Source organism: Shewanella sp. 10N.261.52.F9 (assembly GCF_041471165.1).
Lineage (GTDB): Bacteria > Pseudomonadota > Gammaproteobacteria > Enterobacterales > Shewanellaceae > Shewanella > Shewanella marinintestina.
The window spans coordinates 11,625-35,033 of the sequence record NZ_JBFRNX010000040.1; the positions used below are offsets into that span (position 1 = coordinate 11,625).

General features: G+C 41.1%; 19 protein-coding genes. 12 read left to right on the forward strand and 7 right to left on the reverse strand.

Annotation, left to right across the window (positions count from 1 at the left end):
- Window positions 1-204 precede the first annotated feature (204 nt).
- From AB4298_RS20615 to hepT, 12 genes are all read left to right on the forward strand, one after another.
- On the forward strand, window positions 205-570 hold the full coding sequence (locus tag AB4298_RS20615) for an STAS domain-containing protein (RefSeq protein ID WP_371988234.1): 366 nt from the start codon (window positions 205-207) through the stop codon (window positions 568-570).
- 44 nt (window positions 571-614) lie between these two features.
- Window positions 615-1,898: a polysaccharide biosynthesis/export family protein gene (locus tag AB4298_RS20620; RefSeq protein ID WP_371988236.1), complete on the forward strand. Its 1,284-nt coding sequence runs from the start codon at window positions 615-617 to the stop codon at window positions 1,896-1,898.
- 20 nt (window positions 1,899-1,918) lie between these two features.
- A complete protein-coding gene (locus AB4298_RS20625) occupies window positions 1,919-3,328 on the forward strand; it encodes a GumC domain-containing protein (RefSeq protein WP_371988237.1) in 1,410 nt (469 codons plus the stop codon).
- Window positions 3,286-4,584 (forward strand): O-antigen ligase family protein, encoded by a 1,299-nt coding sequence (locus AB4298_RS20630; RefSeq protein ID WP_371988238.1) that lies wholly within the window; start codon window positions 3,286-3,288, stop codon window positions 4,582-4,584. The genes AB4298_RS20625 and AB4298_RS20630 overlap by 43 nt, the downstream gene beginning before the upstream one ends.
- Window positions 4,585-5,063: 479 nt before the next feature.
- Complete coding sequence (locus AB4298_RS20635; RefSeq protein WP_371988239.1) at window positions 5,064-6,527, forward strand: oligosaccharide flippase family protein; 1,464 nt, start codon at window positions 5,064-5,066, stop codon at window positions 6,525-6,527.
- 45 nt (window positions 6,528-6,572) lie between these two features.
- Window positions 6,573-7,697, forward strand: coding sequence for a glycosyltransferase family 2 protein (locus tag AB4298_RS20640; protein WP_371988241.1), 1,125 nt, complete (start codon window positions 6,573-6,575; stop codon window positions 7,695-7,697).
- A 247-nt stretch (window positions 7,698-7,944) separates the two neighbouring features.
- On the forward strand, window positions 7,945-10,080 hold the full coding sequence (locus tag AB4298_RS20645; RefSeq protein WP_371988242.1) for an exopolysaccharide biosynthesis polyprenyl glycosylphosphotransferase: 2,136 nt from the start codon (window positions 7,945-7,947) through the stop codon (window positions 10,078-10,080).
- A 10-nt stretch (window positions 10,081-10,090) separates the two neighbouring features.
- On the forward strand, window positions 10,091-11,575 hold the full coding sequence (locus tag AB4298_RS20650) for a sugar phosphate nucleotidyltransferase (protein WP_371988243.1): 1,485 nt from the start codon (window positions 10,091-10,093) through the stop codon (window positions 11,573-11,575).
- A 53-nt stretch (window positions 11,576-11,628) separates the two neighbouring features.
- Window positions 11,629-12,075 (forward strand): adenylyltransferase/cytidyltransferase family protein, encoded by a 447-nt coding sequence (locus tag AB4298_RS20655; RefSeq protein WP_371988244.1) that lies wholly within the window; start codon window positions 11,629-11,631, stop codon window positions 12,073-12,075.
- A gap of 2 nt (window positions 12,076-12,077) precedes the next feature.
- Complete coding sequence (locus AB4298_RS20660) at window positions 12,078-13,457, forward strand: CDP-glycerol glycerophosphotransferase family protein (RefSeq protein WP_371988246.1); 1,380 nt, start codon at window positions 12,078-12,080, stop codon at window positions 13,455-13,457.
- Between the two features lie 191 nt (window positions 13,458-13,648).
- Entirely contained in the window at window positions 13,649-14,071 is a 423-nt protein-coding gene (gene mntA, locus AB4298_RS20665; RefSeq protein WP_371988247.1) for a type VII toxin-antitoxin system MntA family adenylyltransferase antitoxin, read from the forward strand.
- The gene (gene hepT / locus AB4298_RS20670) at window positions 14,064-14,468 is read left to right on the forward strand and encodes a type VII toxin-antitoxin system HepT family RNase toxin (RefSeq protein WP_371988248.1); all 405 of its coding nucleotides are present in this window, start codon (window positions 14,064-14,066) and stop codon (window positions 14,466-14,468) included. Before mntA ends, hepT begins: the two co-directional genes overlap by 8 nt.
- Before the next feature lie 217 nt (window positions 14,469-14,685).
- Here the strand turns inward: hepT and rfbC are convergent, their stop codons facing one another.
- The 7 genes from rfbC to AB4298_RS20705 form a co-directional block, all read right to left on the reverse strand.
- Window positions 14,686-15,252: a dTDP-4-dehydrorhamnose 3,5-epimerase gene (gene rfbC, locus AB4298_RS20675; RefSeq protein WP_371988250.1), complete on the reverse strand. Its 567-nt coding sequence runs from the start codon at window positions 15,250-15,252 to the stop codon at window positions 14,686-14,688.
- Between the two features lie 290 nt (window positions 15,253-15,542).
- Window positions 15,543-16,553: an NAD-dependent epimerase gene (locus tag AB4298_RS20680; protein WP_371988251.1), complete on the reverse strand. Its 1,011-nt coding sequence runs from the start codon at window positions 16,551-16,553 to the stop codon at window positions 15,543-15,545.
- Between the two features lie 270 nt (window positions 16,554-16,823).
- Window positions 16,824-17,990: a nucleotide sugar dehydrogenase gene (locus tag AB4298_RS20685; RefSeq protein WP_371988253.1), complete on the reverse strand. Its 1,167-nt coding sequence runs from the start codon at window positions 17,988-17,990 to the stop codon at window positions 16,824-16,826.
- 178 nt (window positions 17,991-18,168) lie between these two features.
- A complete protein-coding gene (gene rfbB, locus AB4298_RS20690) occupies window positions 18,169-19,206 on the reverse strand; it encodes a dTDP-glucose 4,6-dehydratase (RefSeq protein ID WP_371988255.1) in 1,038 nt (345 codons plus the stop codon).
- A 12-nt stretch (window positions 19,207-19,218) separates the two neighbouring features.
- On the reverse strand, window positions 19,219-20,115 hold the full coding sequence (rfbA, locus tag AB4298_RS20695) for a glucose-1-phosphate thymidylyltransferase RfbA (protein ID WP_527251190.1): 897 nt from the start codon (window positions 20,113-20,115) through the stop codon (window positions 19,219-19,221).
- Between the two features lie 194 nt (window positions 20,116-20,309).
- Complete coding sequence (locus AB4298_RS20700) at window positions 20,310-22,253, reverse strand: polysaccharide biosynthesis protein (RefSeq protein WP_371988257.1); 1,944 nt, start codon at window positions 22,251-22,253, stop codon at window positions 20,310-20,312.
- Between the two features lie 688 nt (window positions 22,254-22,941).
- A complete protein-coding gene (locus AB4298_RS20705) occupies window positions 22,942-23,304 on the reverse strand; it encodes an XRE family transcriptional regulator (protein ID WP_371988259.1) in 363 nt (120 codons plus the stop codon).
- Window positions 23,305-23,409 lie beyond the last annotated feature (105 nt).

The following is a 23,409-nucleotide window of genomic DNA, read 5'->3' on the forward strand; positions in this document are numbered from 1 at the left end:
TCTCTCTTCTCTCTTCTCTCAGCATTTTGCTTTGCAAATTAAGAACTCAACAAGAACAAATCCAAAAACAAACAATAAAGCAAACAAATACAACAAGATAAATATTGGCCTTGTTATTGCAACCATCAATATAACAATCAGATATGACACATGGTTAATAGACCTGATAAGCAAAATGCATCGAGCATTTTTAAGGACAATAATATGACCTTCTCGCAATTAGCACAAAACAACGCATGTAAAATCACTCTACCAACAGAAGTTGTGATGACACAAACTCCGACTCTTAGGGCCGCCATATTGCAACAAATTAACGCAGGAATGAGTCAGCTAATCATCGATTTAAGCCAAGTGGAATACATCGACTCAAGTGGTCTTTCAGTACTCATTTCAGCACTCAAACGTATTGAACAAATTGATGGTGACATCGTGTTGCTATCACCAACAGCAGGAGTGAGATCCTTGATAGAACTCACTCGCTTACACCAAATTTTTGCTATTTACGAAGATGAAAATGCCGCCATTGAATATATCTGCAATGAATCAAACGTTGAGCCAGCAATGCTTTAAACCTTAGTTTAAACAATGTCGGTATATAAAGAGAGGATAACGCTATGAACCCCAATCAAAGCATCCTAATAAGTTCAAATAGTCATAATGCGCATTCGTTAATAATCGCCGCATTAATGCTCGTAATAATCGCACCATTATTATCGGCTTGCGTGACACCACATGCACCGGAACAAAAAGCGATTTGTGATGAAGATAATAACGACATGACCCTATGCCACTTTTACGACAGTGACACTCCTTATCTGCGCAGTAAAGCGAATCATAATAAACAGACTTCGACACCACTAACTAATGCAATGGGTAACACATACTTAATGTACGCTGGACAGTCGCAGCAAGCTTTGCACCTTCCACAAAATATTCGTTTATCTGTGGGAGATAGACTTAATGTTAAAGTGTTAAATGGAGAAGAGTTTAGCGGCAGTGTTGAAATCAATAACGATGGCTATATCTATTTACCCTATCTAGCGCCAATTCATGCTAAAGGCCTTGATGTGCAAGCCCTTTCTATCAAGATAAAGCAGCATTTAGTCGATGAACAATTTATGTTGAGAAATAGTGTGCGCTTGAGTATTACCCCATTGAAGTGGGCCCCAGTTCAAATCACGGTATCCGGTGGAGTATTTGAACCTGGTCAACACCAAATCAATAAAAAATCAGATCTAGAGATCATCGATGATGATGGCGATCATAGCGGTGATCAAGCGTCAAAAAGAAGCATTGCAGCCGCGCTGCGTGCATCTGGCGGCGTCCGCCCCGATGCTAACATTAAAGAGATTATGGTTATCCGTGACCAACATAGCTTTACATTAGATCTTTCAGGTGTGATCCACGGTTTTCCTGTACCTAGTATGACTTTAATGTCAGGCGATCATATTCATGTCCCTCAACATGACTACTTTGATGATGCGCTGGCACGCCCATCTCAAATTACCGCTCCAGGTATTAGAGTCTTTCTATCCAACTTAACCCAGCCAGCCAGCAGTAACTCGCAATCTGCGGTCGACACTGATGCAACACGATTTCCTTATGGTACTCGTTTACTTAACGGCGCAATCGCTGCCAACTGTGTGGGTGGTGCACAATCTACCAATGCTAGCAGGCATTTACTGCTGATAACTAAGAACCCTCTAACTGCCCAAGTAGATGTTATTGAGCGTTCAATGGATGAACTCATTAGGCATTCATGGGAAACCGGCATGAATCCTATTTTAATGCCTGGTGATGGTATTGCTTGTTATGACTCTCGCGTCACTAATATTCGTGAAATTGCCCGCTCAATTACCGAAGTATTAGTTCCAGCCACATTACTAGAGCTGCTTTAAGCAAATAGGGAGAGGCGATAATGAAATCAATACACGCCTATAGACCACTGCTTTGGCTTCAACGCTATTTTATCAATGGTAGCCAAGTTAGCGTAAAACAAAGAAGGCGAACTTACGTGCGTTCAACTCTTTGGTTACTAGTATTATTGTGGGCATTTGTCCTGCTATTCGTATTACTAAGCCCAAGCCGTTATGTAAGCCAATGGACTCTTATTTTACCCGGTGCGGGTGCAGGTGCTCACGTGTCTTTAGATAGTGTTGGACAAGCCAACAGCTCTACTAATTCACCTTATGCTAGCAGCGCAATTGATCCTAGAGTGAATTACAAATCTATTGGTACAAGTAAATCGTTAATTAATGCCGCAGCTGAAACCTTAGCGTTAACGGCCGGAGAGTTTGGTACACCAAAACTTAAATTACCAAGTCAAACAGGAATAATGCAGTTCAGCATTAAAGCTAATTCAGCTAAAGCTGCGCAGCAAAAAGCCTGGGCCCATTATCACAGCCTACAAGCCATTCTGTCCGCTCTTAGAAGTGATGAAATAGAGCAGCGAGAAGATGCCATTCGCGTAGGCATGGCGAGCTTTGCCAACAAAGTAAACCATACTCAAGAAAAGCTACTTAAATTTCAATCTGAACATGGTTTGGTATCACTCGATCAATTTAAAGAATTGGCTTTGACGATGGAAAGATTAAGACACAGCAAAGTCAACTTGGTGTCAGAGCTACAAGGGGTCAAGGCTAGTCAAAAGATGCTGGAAATACACCTTTCACTGACACCGAAACAAGCAGCAGGACTACTTACATTAAAAAATGATCAGCTATTTCAACAGCTGTTGATTAGTTATACCCGAGTAACAGCATCTCTTGCTGAATATCGCAGCCGCTTTGGCCAACGTCATCCTAAAGTTGTCACTTACCGCGATGAGCAAACATCGATTCTGCGGGCGCTTAGCAAAAGATGTAAAGTCTTGCTTGGCTATACAGATAAACGCTTAATGCTGATGCTATCGGCCGATGATTTAGATGGCAGAGCACAGCTTATGCAGCAATTATTAACGCTTAATACAGAAGCTGAAGGTTTAAGGCATCAAATCGATACCCTTTCAAAACAAATTCATGATTGGGATCATCGCTTTACAGATAGTAATGACGATGCAGCAAAACTCGAAGACTTGCAGCGTGAACACCAAGTCGCTACGGCCGTATTTACCTCTGCCCTAGCCAAAATGGATATAGGTAAAGCTGACATCTATGCAGCCTACCCTCTACTACAACTGATGGCCGCGCCAAGTTTAGCTGAAGAGCCTGATAATCTTCTTGTTTTACTCGCTTTGGTTGGCGGCGTATTCGCTTCGATTTCACTAATTGCAGGGATGGGAATGCTATGGATCCGCAAACCTATACTCCAGAAAATTCTGACGAAGTAATCGTTTGGCGTGCAATTACTGGCACCTATGCATTTTGGTTATTGGGCGCTATGTATGTTGTGGCGCCAGTGATCGCTTGGATCCTTTTACTTAAAATGTTCAAACGTCGCTTAGTCGATAAAACGATTTATCCTATCAGTCGTGCACAAACGACTTGGTTAATCGCTATGGTGGTAATGCTGTTGGCCCTTATTATTGGCCACCTAACTTATGAGCTAGGTCTCGCTAAACTAATTAAGTCCAGCATTGGCTGGGCCAAAGGCTGGGCACTGCTCGCTATTTTTCCTTTGTTAGGATCACTTAATATCCGCCCACACCTTATTTATCGTGCCTGCTGCATTGTCTGCAAACATACACTTTTTTTGCTGCCGCTCTTTATCCTTGCTTGGGCTGTCAGCCTACCAAGTACTTTATATACTTCACCACTTAGCATTATTGGAGGCCCAGGACCTGAGTTTTTCAGTGTTAGTTTATATGAAATTGATCCAGCCAGTGGCTTGCCCCGTTGGCGCTTATTCACGCCTTGGGCACCAGCTCTCGGCATGGTGGCAAATCTATTTTTCATTTTCGCCACTCAAGAACAATCAGCTCGCTACAAGTTCTATGGTATTACGGGCAGTCTATCTATGGTTTTAATCTCGCAATCACGGTTAGCACTAGTGTGTTATCTATTAGTAGCTGGCTTCTTTTTGTTTATTCGTTTTTACCGCAGTCCATGGATATACCTTATTGCCAGCCCAATATTATTATTGTTTGGCGTATTCGGTATTGAGGTGATTGAAAAGCTACAACAGAGTGTTGAAGCTTTTAAAAGTGCACGAGCAGGTTCAACTCGAGTACGTCAAGAACTAGCCAATATCGCTATTGAGCGATGGGCAAATGAAGCTGTGTTTTGGGGGCATGGCATAGTCGAACGAGGGCCACATTTAGTTGAGTATATGCCAATTGGCTCTCACCATACTTGGTACGGTTTACTATTCGTAAAAGGTATAGTTGGTGCCTTAGCATTAGCGATCCCGATGTTAATAAGCCTATTGAGTTTACTCGGGCATATCTTTAGCTCTAAGTTATCAGCAGTTGCCGTTGCCATCTTATTACAGCTATTTCTTTATACCTTTGGAGAAAATTTAGAGATCTTAGCTTACCTGTTTTGGCCAGGCCTTATCATCATAGGTATTGCTCATAAAGAACGCGCTAATCACGCCCAAAATGAGCCTGTAATAGGTGATATAGCAAGCACAAGGATTATCATTTAACGATATAAAGACTGCTACGAACACAATATCAAAGTCGGTTCATTCGCCCATATATTTTAAATAGATCCACATATCGGATGTTAATTACACATCTACCAAATACAACTCTTAGCAACAACTATGAGCAAAAGACGTTTTATTCACTCTACTAACGATTAAAGCCTTAGCCTTACTCTCAAGGCTGCTTTTCCCAAAAACCACTAAGCTCTCTCATTAATCACATCACAAAACACTTTCTAATGCGTTAACTTTTACTTCAGAGGTGATTTGCATTTTGCGACGCTAATTTGCAAAGAGGCTTTTATCACATTATCAAAAACACAAAACGCTAGAAAAGATATTTTAATCATATGTTTTTAATGAAAATAAAATTATTTCAATTAAATAGTAAAACTTGGCATAAACCCTGTATTACCTCTGTACACCCTAAATATAAAAAGCATTTTATTCTTACCCATAAACACAGGAGGGCGTGCCATATGCAAAGCTTATCGCTATATCATAACGCGCTAACCGCGGCTTTCAGTACCGCATTGGGTAAAAGTCTTTTTTGGCTTGGGTCAGCTCAAGTGCTGGGGCGCATTGTACGCCTTGGCTCAAGTATTATTATCGCCCGACTGCTCACGCCTGAAGTATTTGGGCAGGTCGCCATTATTCTCGCTAGCTTTGAAATTATCTGTACGCCAACTCGCAGGATCTCCTCAGCAGCATTAATAAAAATGAATGATTCAGAGCTGAAACAGTCTTTAAATGCCGCAAACCAGGTCAATTGGTTTGCGGCAATAACCGCCTTCGTTGCCATGAGCTTACTCAGCTGGCCGCTTGCCATCTATTTTGATGACATGCAGCTAATTCCACCTATGATACTTATGGCAACAAGCTATTTACTCCTGCCGTTAGGCATGCTCTACGCAGCAATTAACCTACGCGCCAATAAAATGCGTGTTGTTGGCCGCGCAGTGCTGTGGCAAACCTTTTTTGATGGAGTGTTAACTGCATCATTTGCGTTACTCGGGCTGGGGATCTGGGCAATTATTTTGCCCAAGGTTATTGTGGTATTTATTTGGATTGGGGTTCATAAATACCGCAATCCTCTGCCCGAGGCTTCATCGCCACAATCAACACCAATGGCTCATGATAAAGCGAATAATAAGACAAATAGTCAAATAAGCGATAAAGCGGCAGATAACCCACAACTAGCAATCCCCATGGGACTTCTATCTAAAATATTATCAACTCAAGCACAGGCAATGCTTACCTTTGGTTTGCAGGTGGGCTTTGGTGATTTAGCTATCGCACTTAGACAAAATATTGATTACATCTTAGTGGGTTACTTTTTGGGGATTGAAGCACTAGGCATTTACTTCTTTGCCTTTAATGCAAGCCTAGGGATCAGCCTTGGCTTGGTACAAAGCTATGGCACGGCCTTATATTCCCACTTATGCCAACAGCAGCCCAAAGGCCCAACGCAGTCTAATCCAAAGCAACATTTTGTCTCAAAACAGCAGAAGTACTTTGATTCATTGAAGTTCATCATGCTATTAACTGTACCGATCATTGGATTGCAAAGTCTACTCGCCCCCCTATATGTACCTTTAGTCTACGGCCAAAAATGGCTCGATGCCGGTGCATTACCTGTATTTATTTTGCTTTGTTTAAGTGGATTTGTAAGACCGCTTGGCGAAGCTGCAAGCCAGTACCTTATAAGTGTTGGTAAAACCCGATTCAATCTAATTTGTAATGCGGCATTTACTCTTATTCTTGCACTGACAATTGCTATTTCGAGTCACTTTGGGCTCGAGGCTGTAGCGTTTGGAATACTGCTTGTTCATCTATTGATGATGCCTAGCCTCACACTGTATTTAAAATTATCTAATCAAGGTGAATCAACATCAATAGCCTCTTTAAACTTGCAAGGCACCAATACTGCCAAGCCTAAGTAAGCAATAGCGAACTCTAAGCCAATTAGCATTAGACGGAGACAAAATATGATAATCAACTCAAACTTCGACAATGATAAGCAAAATAGCTATCCAGCAATTGTTTCCGTTGTAATGCCAATCTATAACGTTGAAGCATTTGTACAGCAAGCTATAGAATCTGTGCTAACACAAAGCTTTAGCGACTTTGAGCTACTGCTCATTAACGATTGCTCTCCGGATAACAGTTTAGATATTTGTAAGCAGTTTACTGACCCTAGAGTTAAAATTATTAGTCACCAACATAACCAAGGTCTGTCGGCAGCGCGTAACACCGGGATCCGTAACGCTATTGGTCGATATATCGCTTTTATTGATTCAGATGACATGTGGCATCCTGATAAATTAACCGAGCATGTTAAGCATTTAGATAATGCCCCCGAGGTTGGAATAAGTTTTAGTCGCTCGTTATTTATCGACTTTGATGGTAAAAAAACGCCTTTTTACCAAATGCCACAACTTACCAATATCATGCCTAGTGATCTGCTATGTCGCAACCCGGTCGGCAATGGCTCTGCACCGGTGATCCGCCGCGAAACCTTAAGTGATATCCAATACTTTGGGGCACATAGCAAAGAAGCGCATCTTTGCTATTTTGATGAAGAATTTCGTCAATCAGAAGATATTGAGTGCTGGGTCAGAATTGTCACAACTACCCACTGGAAAATAGAAGGTCTCCCTGCACCGTTAACCTTTTATCGCCTAAATGAACAAGGGCTATCAGCCGACATTAGCAAGCAATATGCGTCATGGGAAAAAATGATAGATAAGGTGAGAAGCTATGCACCGAAGCTGCTCTTACAGCATGAAAATAAAGCCAGAGCATTTCAATTACGCTATATAGCGCGTCAAGCAATACGTAACAAAAATGGTAAACAAGCGGTGAAGTACCTTAATAGAGCGATCCTCACAGCTCCAGGGATTATCCTGCAAGAAACTGCGCGTACGTTATCAACCATGGCAGCGGCATACCTATTAATGTTACTGCCCTTTGCAATTTACAATACCGTTGAAAGATTAGCCCAAGCAGCACTGGGCAGAATTCAAATTGCCAAAATAAGCAAAGATGGTGTCAGTCAACGCGTACTGCAACATGAGTTAACTGGAACCTCCAATACTGAGCTCAATTCATAACTCAAACAGGAAAAATAGAGGCTAGTCTCGAAGCACAAACGTTAGTTTAACCTCCAGCTGATCTCTGGGTTGATTATTTGCAGCCTGCTTTGCAAGTTGCAAATATCACCTTCCCCATCGCTCCATGCTTTAAGAATAACATTTTATCCCATTTAAAACAGCAACTTAAAAAATGGCCTGATATATGCAAAGTTGTAAATAACATTACATATATCAACTGCCTGCTCATTAACTCTAAGGTGAGAATATGAAAAACTCTGCAGCGTACGTAACGCAATCTCGTTTAACTATTCGTAGTTTTGAGCTTATTTGTGGCTTATTGCTAATGGTGGTTGCAAGTCCGTTTATGTTATTTGCTTGCCTTAGGAGTGCTTTTACAGCTGGTCCTGTTATTGAGTGCGTGTATATCAAAGGTGTCAATAAACAAGTCATTTCGCTGTATCAGTTTAGCTATAATGGCTGGTTCAAAAAACTTCCTACTATCATCAATTTAATTACGGGTGACATCCATATAGTCGGTAACCAATTTAGGTTTTCCATCATCACAGAATCGGCAATAACACCATCAACTGAACAACAGAGTTATCCTCAAAAACGAGCCAAAATGGTTTCACAGGTTAAACCAGGGATCCTATCAATAGCGCAGTTAAATAGCCTTACAGGGCTCACATTTGAAGATAGTAACCAAGCAATAAATCGAGCCCACAGCAACCTAGCCCGCTACCTATTAGCGCTAGTTAGGATTATGACTCTAAACGCATTATTTAAACTTTTTTTCAAATCTCACCCAAAACATTGTGCCACTATCGCAGTCTTTGGCATCACGCTAAATAATTGGACAATGACGCAACTTTTAGAGGAAATTCTTTTTAGTTGTAACAGCAATGGTAAAAACGTACCTAAGCAGAGTACCGCCTTCAAAGGTGCTATGCAGCAATACGCTTTTGTTAATGCCGACTGCCTAAATATCAGTACGGCTAATGAAAACTATCGTCAGTGTTTACAGCAAAGCCAACGCGTCTTTGCCGATGGTATAGGGGTTAGAGTAGCTTGCTTAAGCAAAAACCAAGCGCTACTCGACAACCTCAACGGCACAGACATGTTTCCTCGCCTTTGCCAGCTAGCAGCAGAACAACAATTATCAATTTATATGCTTGGCGGGCAAAGTAATGTAGCCAGTATTGCCGCAAAAAATATGCAGCAGCGTTACCCTCAACTCAAAATTGTTGGTTGTCATAGCGGCTACTTTAATACTGAAGCTAATAGCATAGAAAACTCACAAGTCATTGACGCGATTAATCACTCCGAAGCAGATATTTTATTAGTCGCAATGGGCGCACCAAAACAAGAAATGTGGTTGGCTGAGAATAAAGCAAAACTTAACTGCAAAGTCGGTATTGGTGTTGGTGGATTGTTTGACTTTTATGCTGAGCGAGTAAAACGCGCTCCCTTATGGCTAAGGCAGATGGGTCTAGAGTGGACATATCGGTTATTACAAGAGCCAACTCGAATGTGGCAACGCTATATAATTGGTAGTCCAGCTTTTCTATACAGAGTATGGCGTGAAAACCGTCAGTTAAAGCAGCTATCAACTAAAGATAGTTTAACAATGAGTGAGCGCTCGCCGTCCATGTCAGCGCAAAGCGAAGCCAGTGAAGCTCTGCAAAAAATAAAGCTGAAGAAGCAATACGAAAAAGCAGCTAGGCGAGCCGTAACGGCCCCAGCCTTTGATGGCACAAGAGCAAATGCTCGTCGGGCCCTATTTGACCTCAATCTAAGGCTTAGCCGTACCGTTAAGCGTTGCTTCGATATCATGGTATCAGCGTTGTTATTAGCACTTCTTCTGCCGGTATTTTTAATGACTGCACTATTAATAAAAGTGACCTCTAGCGGACCCGTTTTATTTAAACAGCCTCGTGCTGGACTGCATAACCGTCCATTTAATATGTGGAAATTCCGCTCAATGTACATAGATGCAGAACATAGGCTGACTCAACTGCAAGAGTGCAACGAAATGGCAGACGGAGTCACCTTCAAAATGAAGTCTGACCCCAGAATAACCAACATTGGACGCTTCATTCGTAAAGCCTCAATTGATGAGCTACCTCAGCTATGGAATGTACTAAGAGGCGATATGTCATTAGTCGGTCCCCGCCCAGCCTTAACCTCGGAGGTTGAGCAATACAGTACTCATCATCGTAATCGTTTAGCCGTAAAGCCGGGAATTACCTGTATTTGGCAAGTTTCAGGTCGCTCAACGATTCCTTTTGAACAGCAAGTAGAACTCGATATTGAGTACATCTATCAGCAATCTCTGATTGCTGACATCTGGTTACTGTTAAAAACCATACCAGCGGTTGTTTTTGCCCGCGGCGCATATTAAGGAGCATCCTATGCAAGCAATCATTTTTGCAAATCGCAATGGTAATGAGCTGATGCCACTTAATCAGTTTTACTGCCCTGCTTTGCTGCCTGTTAGCAATAAAAACGTTATTGAATACACTCTGGAAGATCTTGCAAATACGGGGGTTAAGCAGGTAAAGCTTATCGTGTCATCCCAGATTCATGAGCTAAAAGCTGCAATTGGCAATGGTGAGCGCTGGGGATTAGAGATTGACTATTTTTTGAGCCGAGATCAGGAAGACGCATCAAAAGTCATTCCTCGCTTACAACTTGATAAAACGCAATCGATATTGCTCGCCCGAGCAGACATGCTTCGAAGCCCATGCATTAAGTCGTTTGTACGATTTAGTGAGCAAATGCCAAATAGCTTTGTTATAGCCAAAATCAACAATCAAAATGCAGGGCTATTAATGTTGCCAGCTGCTAGAGCACATACTGAAACACTGAATTGGCCACTAGCTAACACTGAAAATTTAATAGAACAGTTAGAGGGTGATTACGTGACCCAGGTGCTCCACGGTGATTGTTTTATGCTAGATAGCTTAAGCGACTACATGCAAGCAAACCAGTCAATGGCAATGGCAAAAGTCATTGGGTCTGCGCCAAAAGGTCGATATATCAGTAGCGCAACTGCAGCTAATGGTTTCTATGTCGGCGTAAAAACTAAAACGGGTCAATTAAGAACTCAAAATGCATGGGGAGTCATTGGCGACAATAGTCAAATTGACGAATCCGTTAATATGCAGCAAAACGTCATCGTTGGTAACAGCTGCCTAATTGATAAGAAATGTACGCTAAATAACTGCATTATTTTAGATGGTAGCTATGTTGGGCAAGATCTTAATGTCAGCAATGCCATAGTTTGCCAGTCATTACTTATAACACCAGATTCTGGTGGATATATCGAAATCAATGACCAATGCTTAATTGCAAGCAATCAGAGTCACGAGAACTCTATCGCAATTAATGACAAAGGCTCTAACGTATCGGTCTTTGAACGGTTAACAGCTAGCTTACTGTTTTCAGCGAGTCTAATGCTAAGTCCCATATTGATTGTGAGCGCTATTTTTAGCTCAAGTCATAAGCCCCTGTTTCATCAACAAGTCACCATTAATAATCAAAAGTTCAACACTTGGCGCTGGAACGTTGGCTCATTGTTTTTAAGTCGTTTACCGCAATTGATTTTAGTCATTACAGGCAAACTAAACCTCGTAGGTTGCAGCCCGTTTAATAAACCTTATCAGAACGATGAAACAACAGAAAAATACTCAGAGCAAAACCTGACTGCAAACAAAGAACTTGGCTTGTACGGACCAATACAGTTGCACTCAAATAACGATATAACACATGAAGAGCAGATGTTAATTGAAGCTGAATTCGCACAACTTAAGACCAAAGCCAAATTGTTAAAACTGTTTAAATTATCCCAATCACATAATAGAAATAAAGCTCACAGCAAGGCCACTTTAGGTTAAATCGACTTTTCAATATAGAAAAATTATCGACTGTCACTATAAGGACTAACGCCATGAAAACAATTATCACTTACGGAACATTTGATCTATTTCATTACGGCCATGTGCGTCTATTTAAGCGTCTAAGAGCTTTAGGTGACAAGTTGATTGTCGCGGTATCGACTGATGAATTTAATGCAAAAAAAGGCAAAGCGGCTTTTTTTAGTTACCTACAACGCAGTGAAATTGTAGAAGCCTGCCAATATGTCGACATGGTGATACCAGAGAATAGCTGGAACCAAAAAGCAAAAGATATATGTCGCCATGACGTCAGTATCTTTGGTATGGGTAACGATTGGAAAGGCGAATTTGACGAACTGGGGATCTTGTGTGAAGTTGTATACTTAGATAGAACCGGTGAAATATCTACCACTGAAATCAAAAATAATTTAGCAGAAAAACCACGTGGTAATAAAGGCCCAGCCAGCACAAAGATGCCAATAAGAAAAGAAGGGAAATAATATTGAACACGCTAAAGGTTTGGCTAAAAGCAATAATAAGAAAGCTAATTTATACCTTAGTGAGTGTACTGCCCAGAAATCCAAATAAAGCGGTATTTGGTAGCTACAAAGACAGTTTTAGTGATAACAGCAAATACTTGTATTTACACTGGCAGCAAAATCAGTTTATTCGCAGCATTTGGATAAGCGGTAATAGAAAAGTGATCCATCAATGCTCAGAGTTAGGTCATGAAGCTTACTATAGATGGTCAGTACTAGGTATGTTTCATGCGCTAACGGCGAAGTACTACTTCTATAATAGTTATATTGGCGATATTAACCAGTGGTTGGCTGGTGGTGCCATTAAAGTAAACTTGTGGCATGGTTTACCACTCAAGAAAATAGAGTTTGATATTAATAACGGCCCAATGGCGGCAGTCTTTAATCCTAAAGGCAAAAAGGCACTGTGTAAGCAATGGCTATTTGCCCACCAGCAACGCATAACACCTGATTTAATGCTCAGCCCAAGTGTGCTTATCGACTCTCTGTTTAGTAGCGCATTTAGACTTAACGACTCGAAGCATTATTTAGTTGAAGGCTCTAATACTCATACTGCTGATAGCTCTATAACTAATGGGGCTGAGTTAATACGAGCAACAAACCCAAGAACGGATTACTACGCGCTTTACACAAGCAAGCGCCAACTGCTAGATGAAATTTTTAGCTCAAACAAGCAAGAAAAAATAAAGCCGAACATCCATGACGCCTCCGAACAAGCAACTCAGCCGAACATCATTTTATATGTTCCTTCATGGAGAGATAGCCACAAACAGGATAATCCATACAACAGTGCTTTTGATTGGCAACAGTTATCGAATCACTTAGTTGCCAATAACCAACTGTTTCTACTCCGGCTACATCCAAACGAAGCAAGCTTGGCTGACGAGCTAACTGAATACGCCAATATTATTAATATTTCACACTTTGAAGATGTATATGGCTTCTTACAACAGGTTGAGCTACTCATCACCGATTACTCATCACTGTTTATTGATGCACTACCGTTAAACACACCAATATGCTTCTACCGCTTTGACGAACAACATTACCAACAAGATTGCCGCGATATGTACGACTACGCAGCAAAGCTGCCAGAGTTCGCACCTAAATGTACAAACTTTAAAGAACTATTGGCGCAACTTGTACCAGAGTCTATCGCCAAGCAGAAACATAAAATGAGAGATAATCGTGGTCGTGATGAAGATTGCGCTATTAACGATATAAAGAACGATATAAACAGCTATCAAGCAGTAACCGAGCTATTTTGGGGAAAGAATACGCCAAATGCATTCTCAGCATTAGAGGAATGGGTCAGTAAAAGGAAGAACCTAGGACCTTCTTAGCCCTAACCGTCAGCGCAGCGTTCCGTGAGTGAGCCTGCGAACGTTCCGTAATCGTTAGGCCGCAGGCTATTCCGCTTTAGCGCCTTTGCTTGTACCGTCTTAGCTTGGTTGGCTTTAACTTCTTAGCTTTAACCCACTGTGGTACACTCAACTGAGTAAAACCATAAAGTCACATGGGCTTTTTTATAATTATGTTTAATTTAAATAAAACATTTTTGATTGACTCCATTCTCGCTAAAGTCCCAGATGTAAAACTTATCTATTTATTTGGTTCCTTCGCTAGTGGCGAGCAACATGCTAAAAGCGATTTAGATATTGCTATATTGCCTGCTAAGGCACTAGATAACCTTAACCGTTGGCAACTTGCTCAAACATTAGCATGTGAACTCAATATCGATGTCGATTTAATTGATTTAAATACCGCATCAACCGTATTGTGCCAACAAGTTATTACTCAGGGGAAATTGCTATGGGGAAGCCAGAATGAAGACAATTATTTTACGGTTAAAACCATGTCCATGTACCAACACCTACAAGCGGAAAGAAGCATGATATTAGCTGATTTCACTTCTAATAACGTGGCGCATAGCAATAAGAGAACAACCAATGAATGATATTCTCATCAATAAAATAGCCACGATCAAACGCTGTCTAAAGCGTATTAATGATGTGTACGGTGATGGCACTGCATTTAAGCAAGATTTTACACTGCAAGACAGTGTGATACTAAACCTGCAACGTAGTTGTCAAGCTTGCATTGATATAGCAAATCATTTAAACCGCCAACATCAATACGGTATACCGCAAAGCAGCCGAGATAGCTTAACCTTGTTAGCACAAAATAATGTACTGAACGAAGAATTAGCTGATAATCTAAAAAAAATGGTGGGCCTAAGAAACATAGCGGTACACGACTATCAAGAGTTAAACCTTGACATTGTAATTCATGTTATCAAGCATCATTTAAGTGATTTTGAAGACTTCATAGAAGTAATTCAAAGAAGGTTCTAGAACGCTCCGCTCCGAGGACGGCCTTCGGCCTGCTAGAAAAATCAAAAGCAAACTCGCACCTGCGTTGTCGTTAACCTTGCAAACTTTTTTGGTTTTAACCGTCAGCGCAGCGTTCCGTGAGTGAGCCTGCGAACGTTCCGTAATCAGTGAGGCCGCAGGCCGTTCCACCTTCCCGTCTCAGCTTACCCTCTTTGCTCTTACCTAGGACCTGCTTTCCCTAGAACCTGCTTTTCTTAGGACCTAGAATCTTCTTAGCCTTTTTATCTTTTTCCGATAAAATCGGCTCAATGCATTCGTCTAGCGGCCATTGAATATTTAACCCTGGGTCATCCCATGCAATACATCGTTCAAACTCAGGCGCATAATAGTCAGTACATTTATAGAGAATGTCAGCGTATTCACTTAAAGTGAAAAAACCGTGAGCGAAACCCGGAGGAATATACATCTGCAACCGATTATCGGCTGACAATATGTGTCCAAACCATTGCCCATATGTCTTCGAGCCTTTTCGAATATCCACAGCAACATCAAAGATACTTCCCGCAGTGACACGAATAAGTTTACCTTGGGCTTTCTGCTGCTGATAATGCAACCCACGCAGAACATGTTTTGCAGAGCGGCTCATATTTTCTTGTACGAATTGAGGGCAAATAGAACCGGCCTCAGCAAATAAGGCGTCAAACTCTGATTGACGAAAGGTTTCCATAAAGAAACCACGTTCATCACCAAATACCTTTGGCTCAAACAGCAACACGTCAGGAATAGAAGTAGGTATTAATTTCATCGTGGTCTTTTAAAATAAGGTTAAAAAGAAAGCGAAGACGAACGCTTCGCTTACGGCTGACAGACTACGGAACCGTTTTACCATCTTTGCTTATCGTCTTTGCTTTTACCTAGGACCTGCTTTTCCTAGAACCTAGGCTCTTCTTAGCCCTAACCGTCAGCACAGCGTTCCGTGAGTGAGCTTGCGAACGTTCCGTAATCAGTGAGGCCGCAGGCCGTTCCGCTTTACCAACTTTGCTTATCGTCTTTGCTCTTACCTAGGACCTGCTTTTCCTAGAACCTAGGACCTTCTTAGCTTTTCAAATAATACGCTTTATACCAATCAGCAAACTTTTGTACGCCTTCTTCAACGCTAGTTTGTGGCTTATAACCCACAGTCTTAAACAAGTCTTCAGTATCTGCCCAAGTTGAATGAACATCACCAGGCTGCATATCCATCATATTTTTAATGGCTTCAATTCCCAGAGATTTTTCTAGCGCAGATATATAATCCATCAATTTAACCGGGCTACCGTTGCCGATATTGAACACACGGTAAGGCGCTGAACTAGTTGCGGGTGTAGCATGTTCAGCTTTCCACTCTGGATTAGCTGCTGGGATACAATCTTGAATACGGATGATTCCTTCGACAATATCATCAATATAAGTGAAGTCTCGGCTTAGATTTCCGTGATTGTAAACATCAATAGGTTCACCTTTGACGATCTTATTGGTGAACTTTAGCAGCGCCATATCAGGACGACTCCATGGACCGTAAACAGTAAAAAAACGCAAGCCTGTAGTCGGGATCCCATAAAGATGAGAATAAGTGTGTGACATCAGCTCATTGGCTTTTTTAGTCGCCGCATATAAAGAGATTGGATGATCAACACTGTCATCTGTTGAGAACGGCATTTTTGAGTTAAGACCATAAACAGAGCTTGAAGATGCATAGACTAAGTGCTTGACCTTATGATTACGACAGCCTTCCAGAATAGTTAAATGGCCAACCAAATTACTATCGGCATAAGCCATAGGATTATCAATAGAGTAACGCACACCCGCTTGAGCCGCTAGGTGGACAACTCTATCAAAACCTTCATCAGCAAACAGTTCAGCGATGCCTTCCCTATCCGCCAAATCTAATTTCTTAAATGAAAAAAGAGCTTGTGACTCTAGGTTTTTAAGGCGATCTAATTTTAAATTTACATCATAGTAGTCGTTGATATTATCGATACCAACCACTTCATGTCCAGCCGCACATAGGCGCTCACTTACTTTAGCACCGATAAAACCTGCTGCACCTGTTACTAAATACTTCATAAAATTCTCTTTTTCTTAAAAACAAGTTTCTAGGACCTAGAACGCTTAACTCCGAGGACGGACTACGTCCTACTAGGGGAATCAAAAACAAAACGGCGTTGCCTTCGAGCTTACAGCTTTTAACCGTGAGCGCAGCGCTCCGTACTCCGTAAGTAAAGCGTTATTTAGGCCGCAGGCCGTTCCGCTTTTCCGTTTCAGCTTGTACCGTTTTTGCTTTAATCTTCTTAGCTTTTTACCTAGAACCTTTCTTTTCCTAGGACCTTCTTTGAATCAATCCGATCCAAACAGATCACGTGTGTAGACCTTACCAGCAACATCCGCAAGCTCGTCAACCATTCGGTTAGATACTATGACATCCGCAACTTGCTTAAATTCATTCAGGTCTTGCATTACACGAGAATTAAAAAATTCTGGCTCGGTAAGTACAGGCTCAAAAACAACAACCTCAATCCCTTTAGCCTTTATGCGCTTCATAATGCCTTGAATAGAAGATGCACGGAAGTTATCAGAACCTGACTTCATAATTAATCGATACACACCGACTATTTTTGGCTTTTTCTTAATAATAGAGTCTGCAATAAAGTCTTTACGCGTAGAGTTAGCATCAACAATCGCGCTAATCAAGCTGTTCGGCACATTCTGATAATTTGCGCGTAGTTGCTTTGTGTCTTTAGGTAAACAGTAACCACCATAACCAAAAGATGGGTTGTTATAATGACTGCCAATACGTGGGTCCAAGCCCACACCTTCTATAATTTGACGCGTATCAAGACCATGAGACTCTGCATAACTATCCAATTCATTAAAATAGGCTACGCGCATCGCAAGATAAGTATTTGAAAACAGCTTAACGGCTTCAGCTTCTGTCGATTCAGTATAAAGAATGTCGATATTCTCTTTTACAGCCGCTTGGCTGAGTAAGTTTGCAAAGACTTCTGCACGCTCTGAACGCTCACCGATAATAATACGCGACGGATGTAAATTGTCGTAAAGTGCTCGACCTTCGCGTAAAAACTCTGGTGAGAAAAGAATATTCTGAGAACCAAACCTTTGTTTTACTGACTCAGTGTACCCAACAGGTACGGTTGACTTAATAATCATAACTGCATTGGGGTTAATAGCCATTACATCTTGAATAACAGCCTCAACTGAAGACGTATTAAAGTAATTAGACTCCGTGTCATAATCTGTAGGCGTTGCAATCACGACATAATCAGCGTCTTTATAGGCTAAGTTCTTATCTAACGTTGCGGTAAGACCAAGCGTACGATTAGATAAGTAATCCTCAATTTCAGCATCTGCTATAGGAGATTGCCTATTATTAATCATTTCCACTTTTTCTGGGACGATATCAACTGCAACGACGGTATTATTCTGAGCCAATAATACCGCGTTTGAAAGGCCCACGTAGCCTGTTCCTGCTATAGCAATTTTCATTTTAAAACCTTTAAAAAATATCAGCGTAAAATAGCATTGAGTAGACAAGAAGTCTTACCTAACGGCTACCTGCTTAGGGATCTGTGACTTAAAATCCTTAAATTATTTAAAAAAGAATCTCTAACAGAGAGACTCTTTCAACCTTAGCAATTATTGAGTCAATTATTTATAATTACTGTTACGAGACCCTATTTTCTTGCTTAATATACCATTCGACAGTTTTCTGTAATCCAGTTTGAAAGGTCTCTCTGGGTTGCCAGTTTAACTCAGCGTTAATTTTAGTTGCATCAACGGAATATCGTACATCATGCCCAGGCCTATCTTTAACATGAACAATAAGTTGCTTAAACCCAAGAGGATGTCCGCTAGCGGCCAATGAATTAGGGTTATCTGGCACTAACTTCTCAAGAAGTTCACAAATCGCGTTAACTATATCAATATTGCGTTTTTCACAGTTACCACCAATATTATAGGTTTGACCAACCTTGCCTCGGTTTAACACGCAATAGAGTGCTCTAACATGATCTTCAACATACAACCAATCTCGGACTTGTAAGCCATTACCATAGACAGGAATAGGCTTGCCAGCTAACGCATTACTAATGGTCAGCGGAATGAGTTTTTCTGTATGTTGAAACGGACCATAATTGTTAGAACAGTTACTGACAACAATTGGTAATCCATAAGTTCGATACCAAGCGCGAACTAAATGATCTGACGCAGCTTTACTTGCTGAATAGGGAGAGCTCGGATCATAGCGACTACTTTCCGTAAATGAAGTGCCCTCTTCTAAGTCTCCATACACTTCATCTGTAGAGATATGATGAAAACGAAAACACTCTCTTTTATCTTTAGCTAGTGAGGCGTAATATTCACGACTTGCTTCAAGCAACGTATACGTGCCAATAATATTGGTTTGCATAAACTCACCAGCGCCATTGATAGAGCGATCAACATGGCTTTCTGCAGCTAAATGCATTAGACAATCTGGTTGATACTCTTTAAGTACTCGAGTAACAAAAGCACGCTCACAAATGTCGCCTAACGCAAAATGGTAGCGTTTAGAAGACGCTATACCAATAAGGCTTTCAGTATTACTCGCATAAGTTAATTTGTCTAAATTAACCACACTATGTTCGGTATGATTGAGCAGAAACCGTATTAATGCCGAGCCAATAAACCCTGAGCCACCTGTGACTAATATGACCTTACTCATGAGTCAATCTCATCATTTATCTTGTACCAAATTAAGCAAGTACTGCCCGTAGCTATTGTGCGCCATTGTCTGAGCTAAGCGAACAATATCACCATCTGACAACCAATTACTTCGCCAAGCAATCTCTTCTAAACAAGCAATCTTTAAACCTTGAACCGTTTGTATGGTTTGTACATAAGAAGATGCTTGTTGCAAACTATCAAATGTGCCGGTATCCAACCAAGCAAATCCACGGCCTAACTTTTCAACCTTTAGCTCACCCAACTGTAAATACGCTTTATTAATATCAGTGATCTCTAACTCTTGGCGTGATGATGGCGATAAGTTCTTGGCGATAGTGACGACTTTGCTATCGTAAAAATAAAGGCCCGTGACAGCCCAATTTGATTGAGGTTGTATAGGCTTCTCTTCAATAGACAGGGCGTTAAAGTCCTTATCAAACTCAACGACGCCGAACCTTTCTGCTTGATCAACTTGATAAGCAAAAATTGTCGCACCAACTCGCCGCTGAGCAGCAGATTTTAAAGACTGACTAAAGCCTTGGCCATAAAAAATATTATCTCCCAAAATGAGGCATACACTGTCATTGCCGATGAAGCTTTCCGCAATAATAAATGCCTGGGCAATACCTTCAGGCTTTTCCTGAATTGCAAAAGTCAGCTGTACACCAAAATCGCTACCGTCACCAAGAAGACGTTGAAATAATATTGATTCTTCTGCAGTAGTTATAATCAATATGTCTCTAATACCCGCCAGCATCAATACTGATAACGGGTAATAAATCATCGGTTTGTCATAAACAGGCAATAGTTGTTTAGAGATCCCACGAGTAATAGGATAAAGGCGTGAACCTGCACCACCTGCTAACACTATCCCTTTAGTCGTATGATTACCTACAATATTTTCCAAATGAAGCACCTAACAATAAGGATTCTATACAATACAAACAAATTAACGCCACATGTAAACAATCACTACATGAGACGTAACGATTTCAAGGCGATATTTAATCAGCACAAACTGTTCCTAACCATTAATTAGGCTTTAAAAACGACAAAAACCAGCTCAACGAGCTGGCTTTTAAATAACGCTATTGAGTTTAGTTAAGAGACGATAGAAAGCACTTTGTTAGATTCAGATCCTGGTGCTTGTTCACCATCACGTTGTTGCCAAACCAAATCACAAATGCCATCAGTCGGATTAAAGCCTGTAGGTGCACTCAACAAAATTTCTCTGATAGTCTCATGCTGAAATTCATGACATGCTGTATCCAGTTTATTCAGAATAACCTCAAGCTCATGCCAAGGTAAGTACTGTTCATTGGCAGTCATGATCCGCTCATGATCGGTACCGGTAACATCGTCACCAATTAGCAGTTCTTCATACAGTTTTTCACCTGGACGTAAACCACTAAACTCGATGCGAATATCACCTTCCGGGTTAATATCATCTTTAACATCAAAGCCGCTTAATCGGATCATTTTTGCTGCTAAATCGACAATCTTAACAGAGTTGCCCATGTCTAAAACAAATACATCACCGCCTTTACCCATGGCGCCCGCTTGAATTACCAGCTGAGATGCTTCAGGGATCGTCATAAAGAAACGGGTAATTTCAGGGTGCGTTACTGTAACTGGACCACCTGCAGCAATCTGCTTTCTAAATAACGGAACTACAGAACCTGACGAACCCAGTACATTACCAAAACGCACCATACAAAAACGGGTGGAGTGTGATTCGTTAGCTAAAGCTTGTAACCCTAGCTCTGCTAGACGTTTAGTTGTGCCCATCACATTGGTTGGTCGAACGGCTTTATCGGTAGAGATAAGAACAAATGTTTCTACTTTTGCAGCTATCGCAGCTTGAGCAGTATAAAGCGTTCCAAATACGTTATTGCGAACGCCTTCAACAACATTGTGCTCAACTAATGGCACATGTTTGTACGCTGCAGCATGATAAACCGTTTGCACCTCAAAGGCTTCCATAACCGCTGTTATACGATTTTTACGCTGGACAGAACCTAGCATTGGGTAGATCTCAATATCTAATCCAAGACTCGTCGCCATTGCAGATAGTTCTCGTTCAATTGAATACAAACCAAATTCTGACAGCTCGAATAACACCAGCTTTTTAGGTGATTGCTTAATGATTTGACGACATAACTCAGAACCAATAGAACCACCTGCCCCTGTCACCATGACCACTTTATCTTTGATATTCGCCGTCATTAAATCATCACGAGGGCTAACACTGTCACGACCAAGAAGATCATCAATTTCAACTTCTTTAATATCGCTATAAAGCTTATTACCGCTAACTAAGTCGGCCATTGCAGGTAACGTCAGCACCTGTACAGCAAGCTGCTCTAATGACAACAAAATCTCTTTTCTACGCGAGCGGGATGCACTAGGTAGTGCCAGCAACACTTTCGTTGCTTGCTTTTCACGAATAAGCTTACGCATGATTGACGGTGAATGCACATGCACACCTTGAATGACAGTACCATGCAAGGTGGTATCGTCATCAACGAAAGCAAAAGGGTAATATTCGTGACTCTGTACTAAAGCGGTGACCAGTTGGCGACCACTCACTCCCGCGCCATAAATAATGACAGGTTCACCGACCCGCTTCATTCCTGTGCCAACAAAAGCGCGTACCATGGTACGTGTACCACCAATAAACACGATTGAGAACGCGGCGTAGATAATAGGTACCGTTCTAGGCAGTTGTGACTCAAAATAGTAAGCGAATAATACTAAGCTAACGGTAGAGACAAGGACCCCCAATAAAATAGCGGTGAGTGCTTGTAACCCCATATAGCGTAATACCGCGCGGTATAGTCCAAGTTTGGCAAATCCTAGAATACTTATTGGCACCACACTGATAGCAAGTAACCAGTAGCTACCATTGGTTAATGCGCTGATATCGTCCACACGCACGAGTACCGCGCCCCAAAACGCTATTACTAAAAATAACGAGTCGATTAAGACACTAACAATTCGTTTTTCCACTCGTTTTAACGAAAACAAACACTGCAAAAAATCCATTTTTTGATCCATTTGGCTCTGAGGCTTCATAAAATACGACTACTTAATAACTGAAGAAATAATGATATAGCGGGGCGGATAATAGCATATTTCAATACCAAAGTGCTGCTAGCACTCAACTAAAAATGACCCACTTAGCTAAAAAAAACGCAACCGAAGTTAGGCAAGTATCGTGGGGACGTAAACAGTACACTTTTCCAACGATGATAGGGGATCCGCTATCCTCTGGTTCACTTGCTATAATGCCAATAAACTCAAGTCTCTGCGCTGACAAGCTAATAATAATGTGCCCGATAATAAGTATAGGTCTTATATAACAACACCGTTGTGGTTAAATACAATATGAGTCAATCGCCTACACCGCTTAGGGAAGAAGCCTTACTATTCCAGCTGCTTTAATGAGGAGTAATCTCGATCACTTAATTGATTAAACGTAGTCAAAAGCACTTTTTGATTTAACTTGAAGCTCATATTCGCTGAGCTATAGAAAATAAGCATACACAAGGCTCACCACTTATCGATTTTTCTTCTCTCAGCGTGTTGAACCATTTGCGTTTAATTTTCGCTTAGTTAATCAAAATCATCCTAGATTAAGGCAACTTAAAGGACATGTGTACTCTTGCTCAATATGACGTAAAAAATGTTATCCCGATTCAACCGAATAGCGTTAATGACGTCAGTATCCAAATTATTCAATATATTTGAACTCTTTAAATAGTTCATCTTTTGTGAAATTGTCACGCGGTAAAATAGCGGCATATAAACCAACACCTCTTAACACCCTGTTGAGCACACAAACATTCGCTTTTGACCTATCGCTTTCTATTTCGGAGAGTATTTTTCTAGTGACACCGACCATCCGCGCATATTGCTCTTGGTTAAGCGACAACAGTTCAACCCGTAAAAACCTCAGAGCCTGTCCAGTTGTTTTTGTCCCTGTTAGCAAATCCCGACTCACAGCTAACATCAGTGCATCTTTTTCATTAGGGCCAATTTTTGAACGTTTAGCACTCAAAGTAGGGCGCCCTGCATTACCCGATGATTTTTCCATTATTAACAACACTCTCATCAATCATTTTTTAATTTATACATCCGAAATACGGTACTCTCGCACAATTTGTGGGATCCCACTTTCATATATGAACGAGTTATTAAG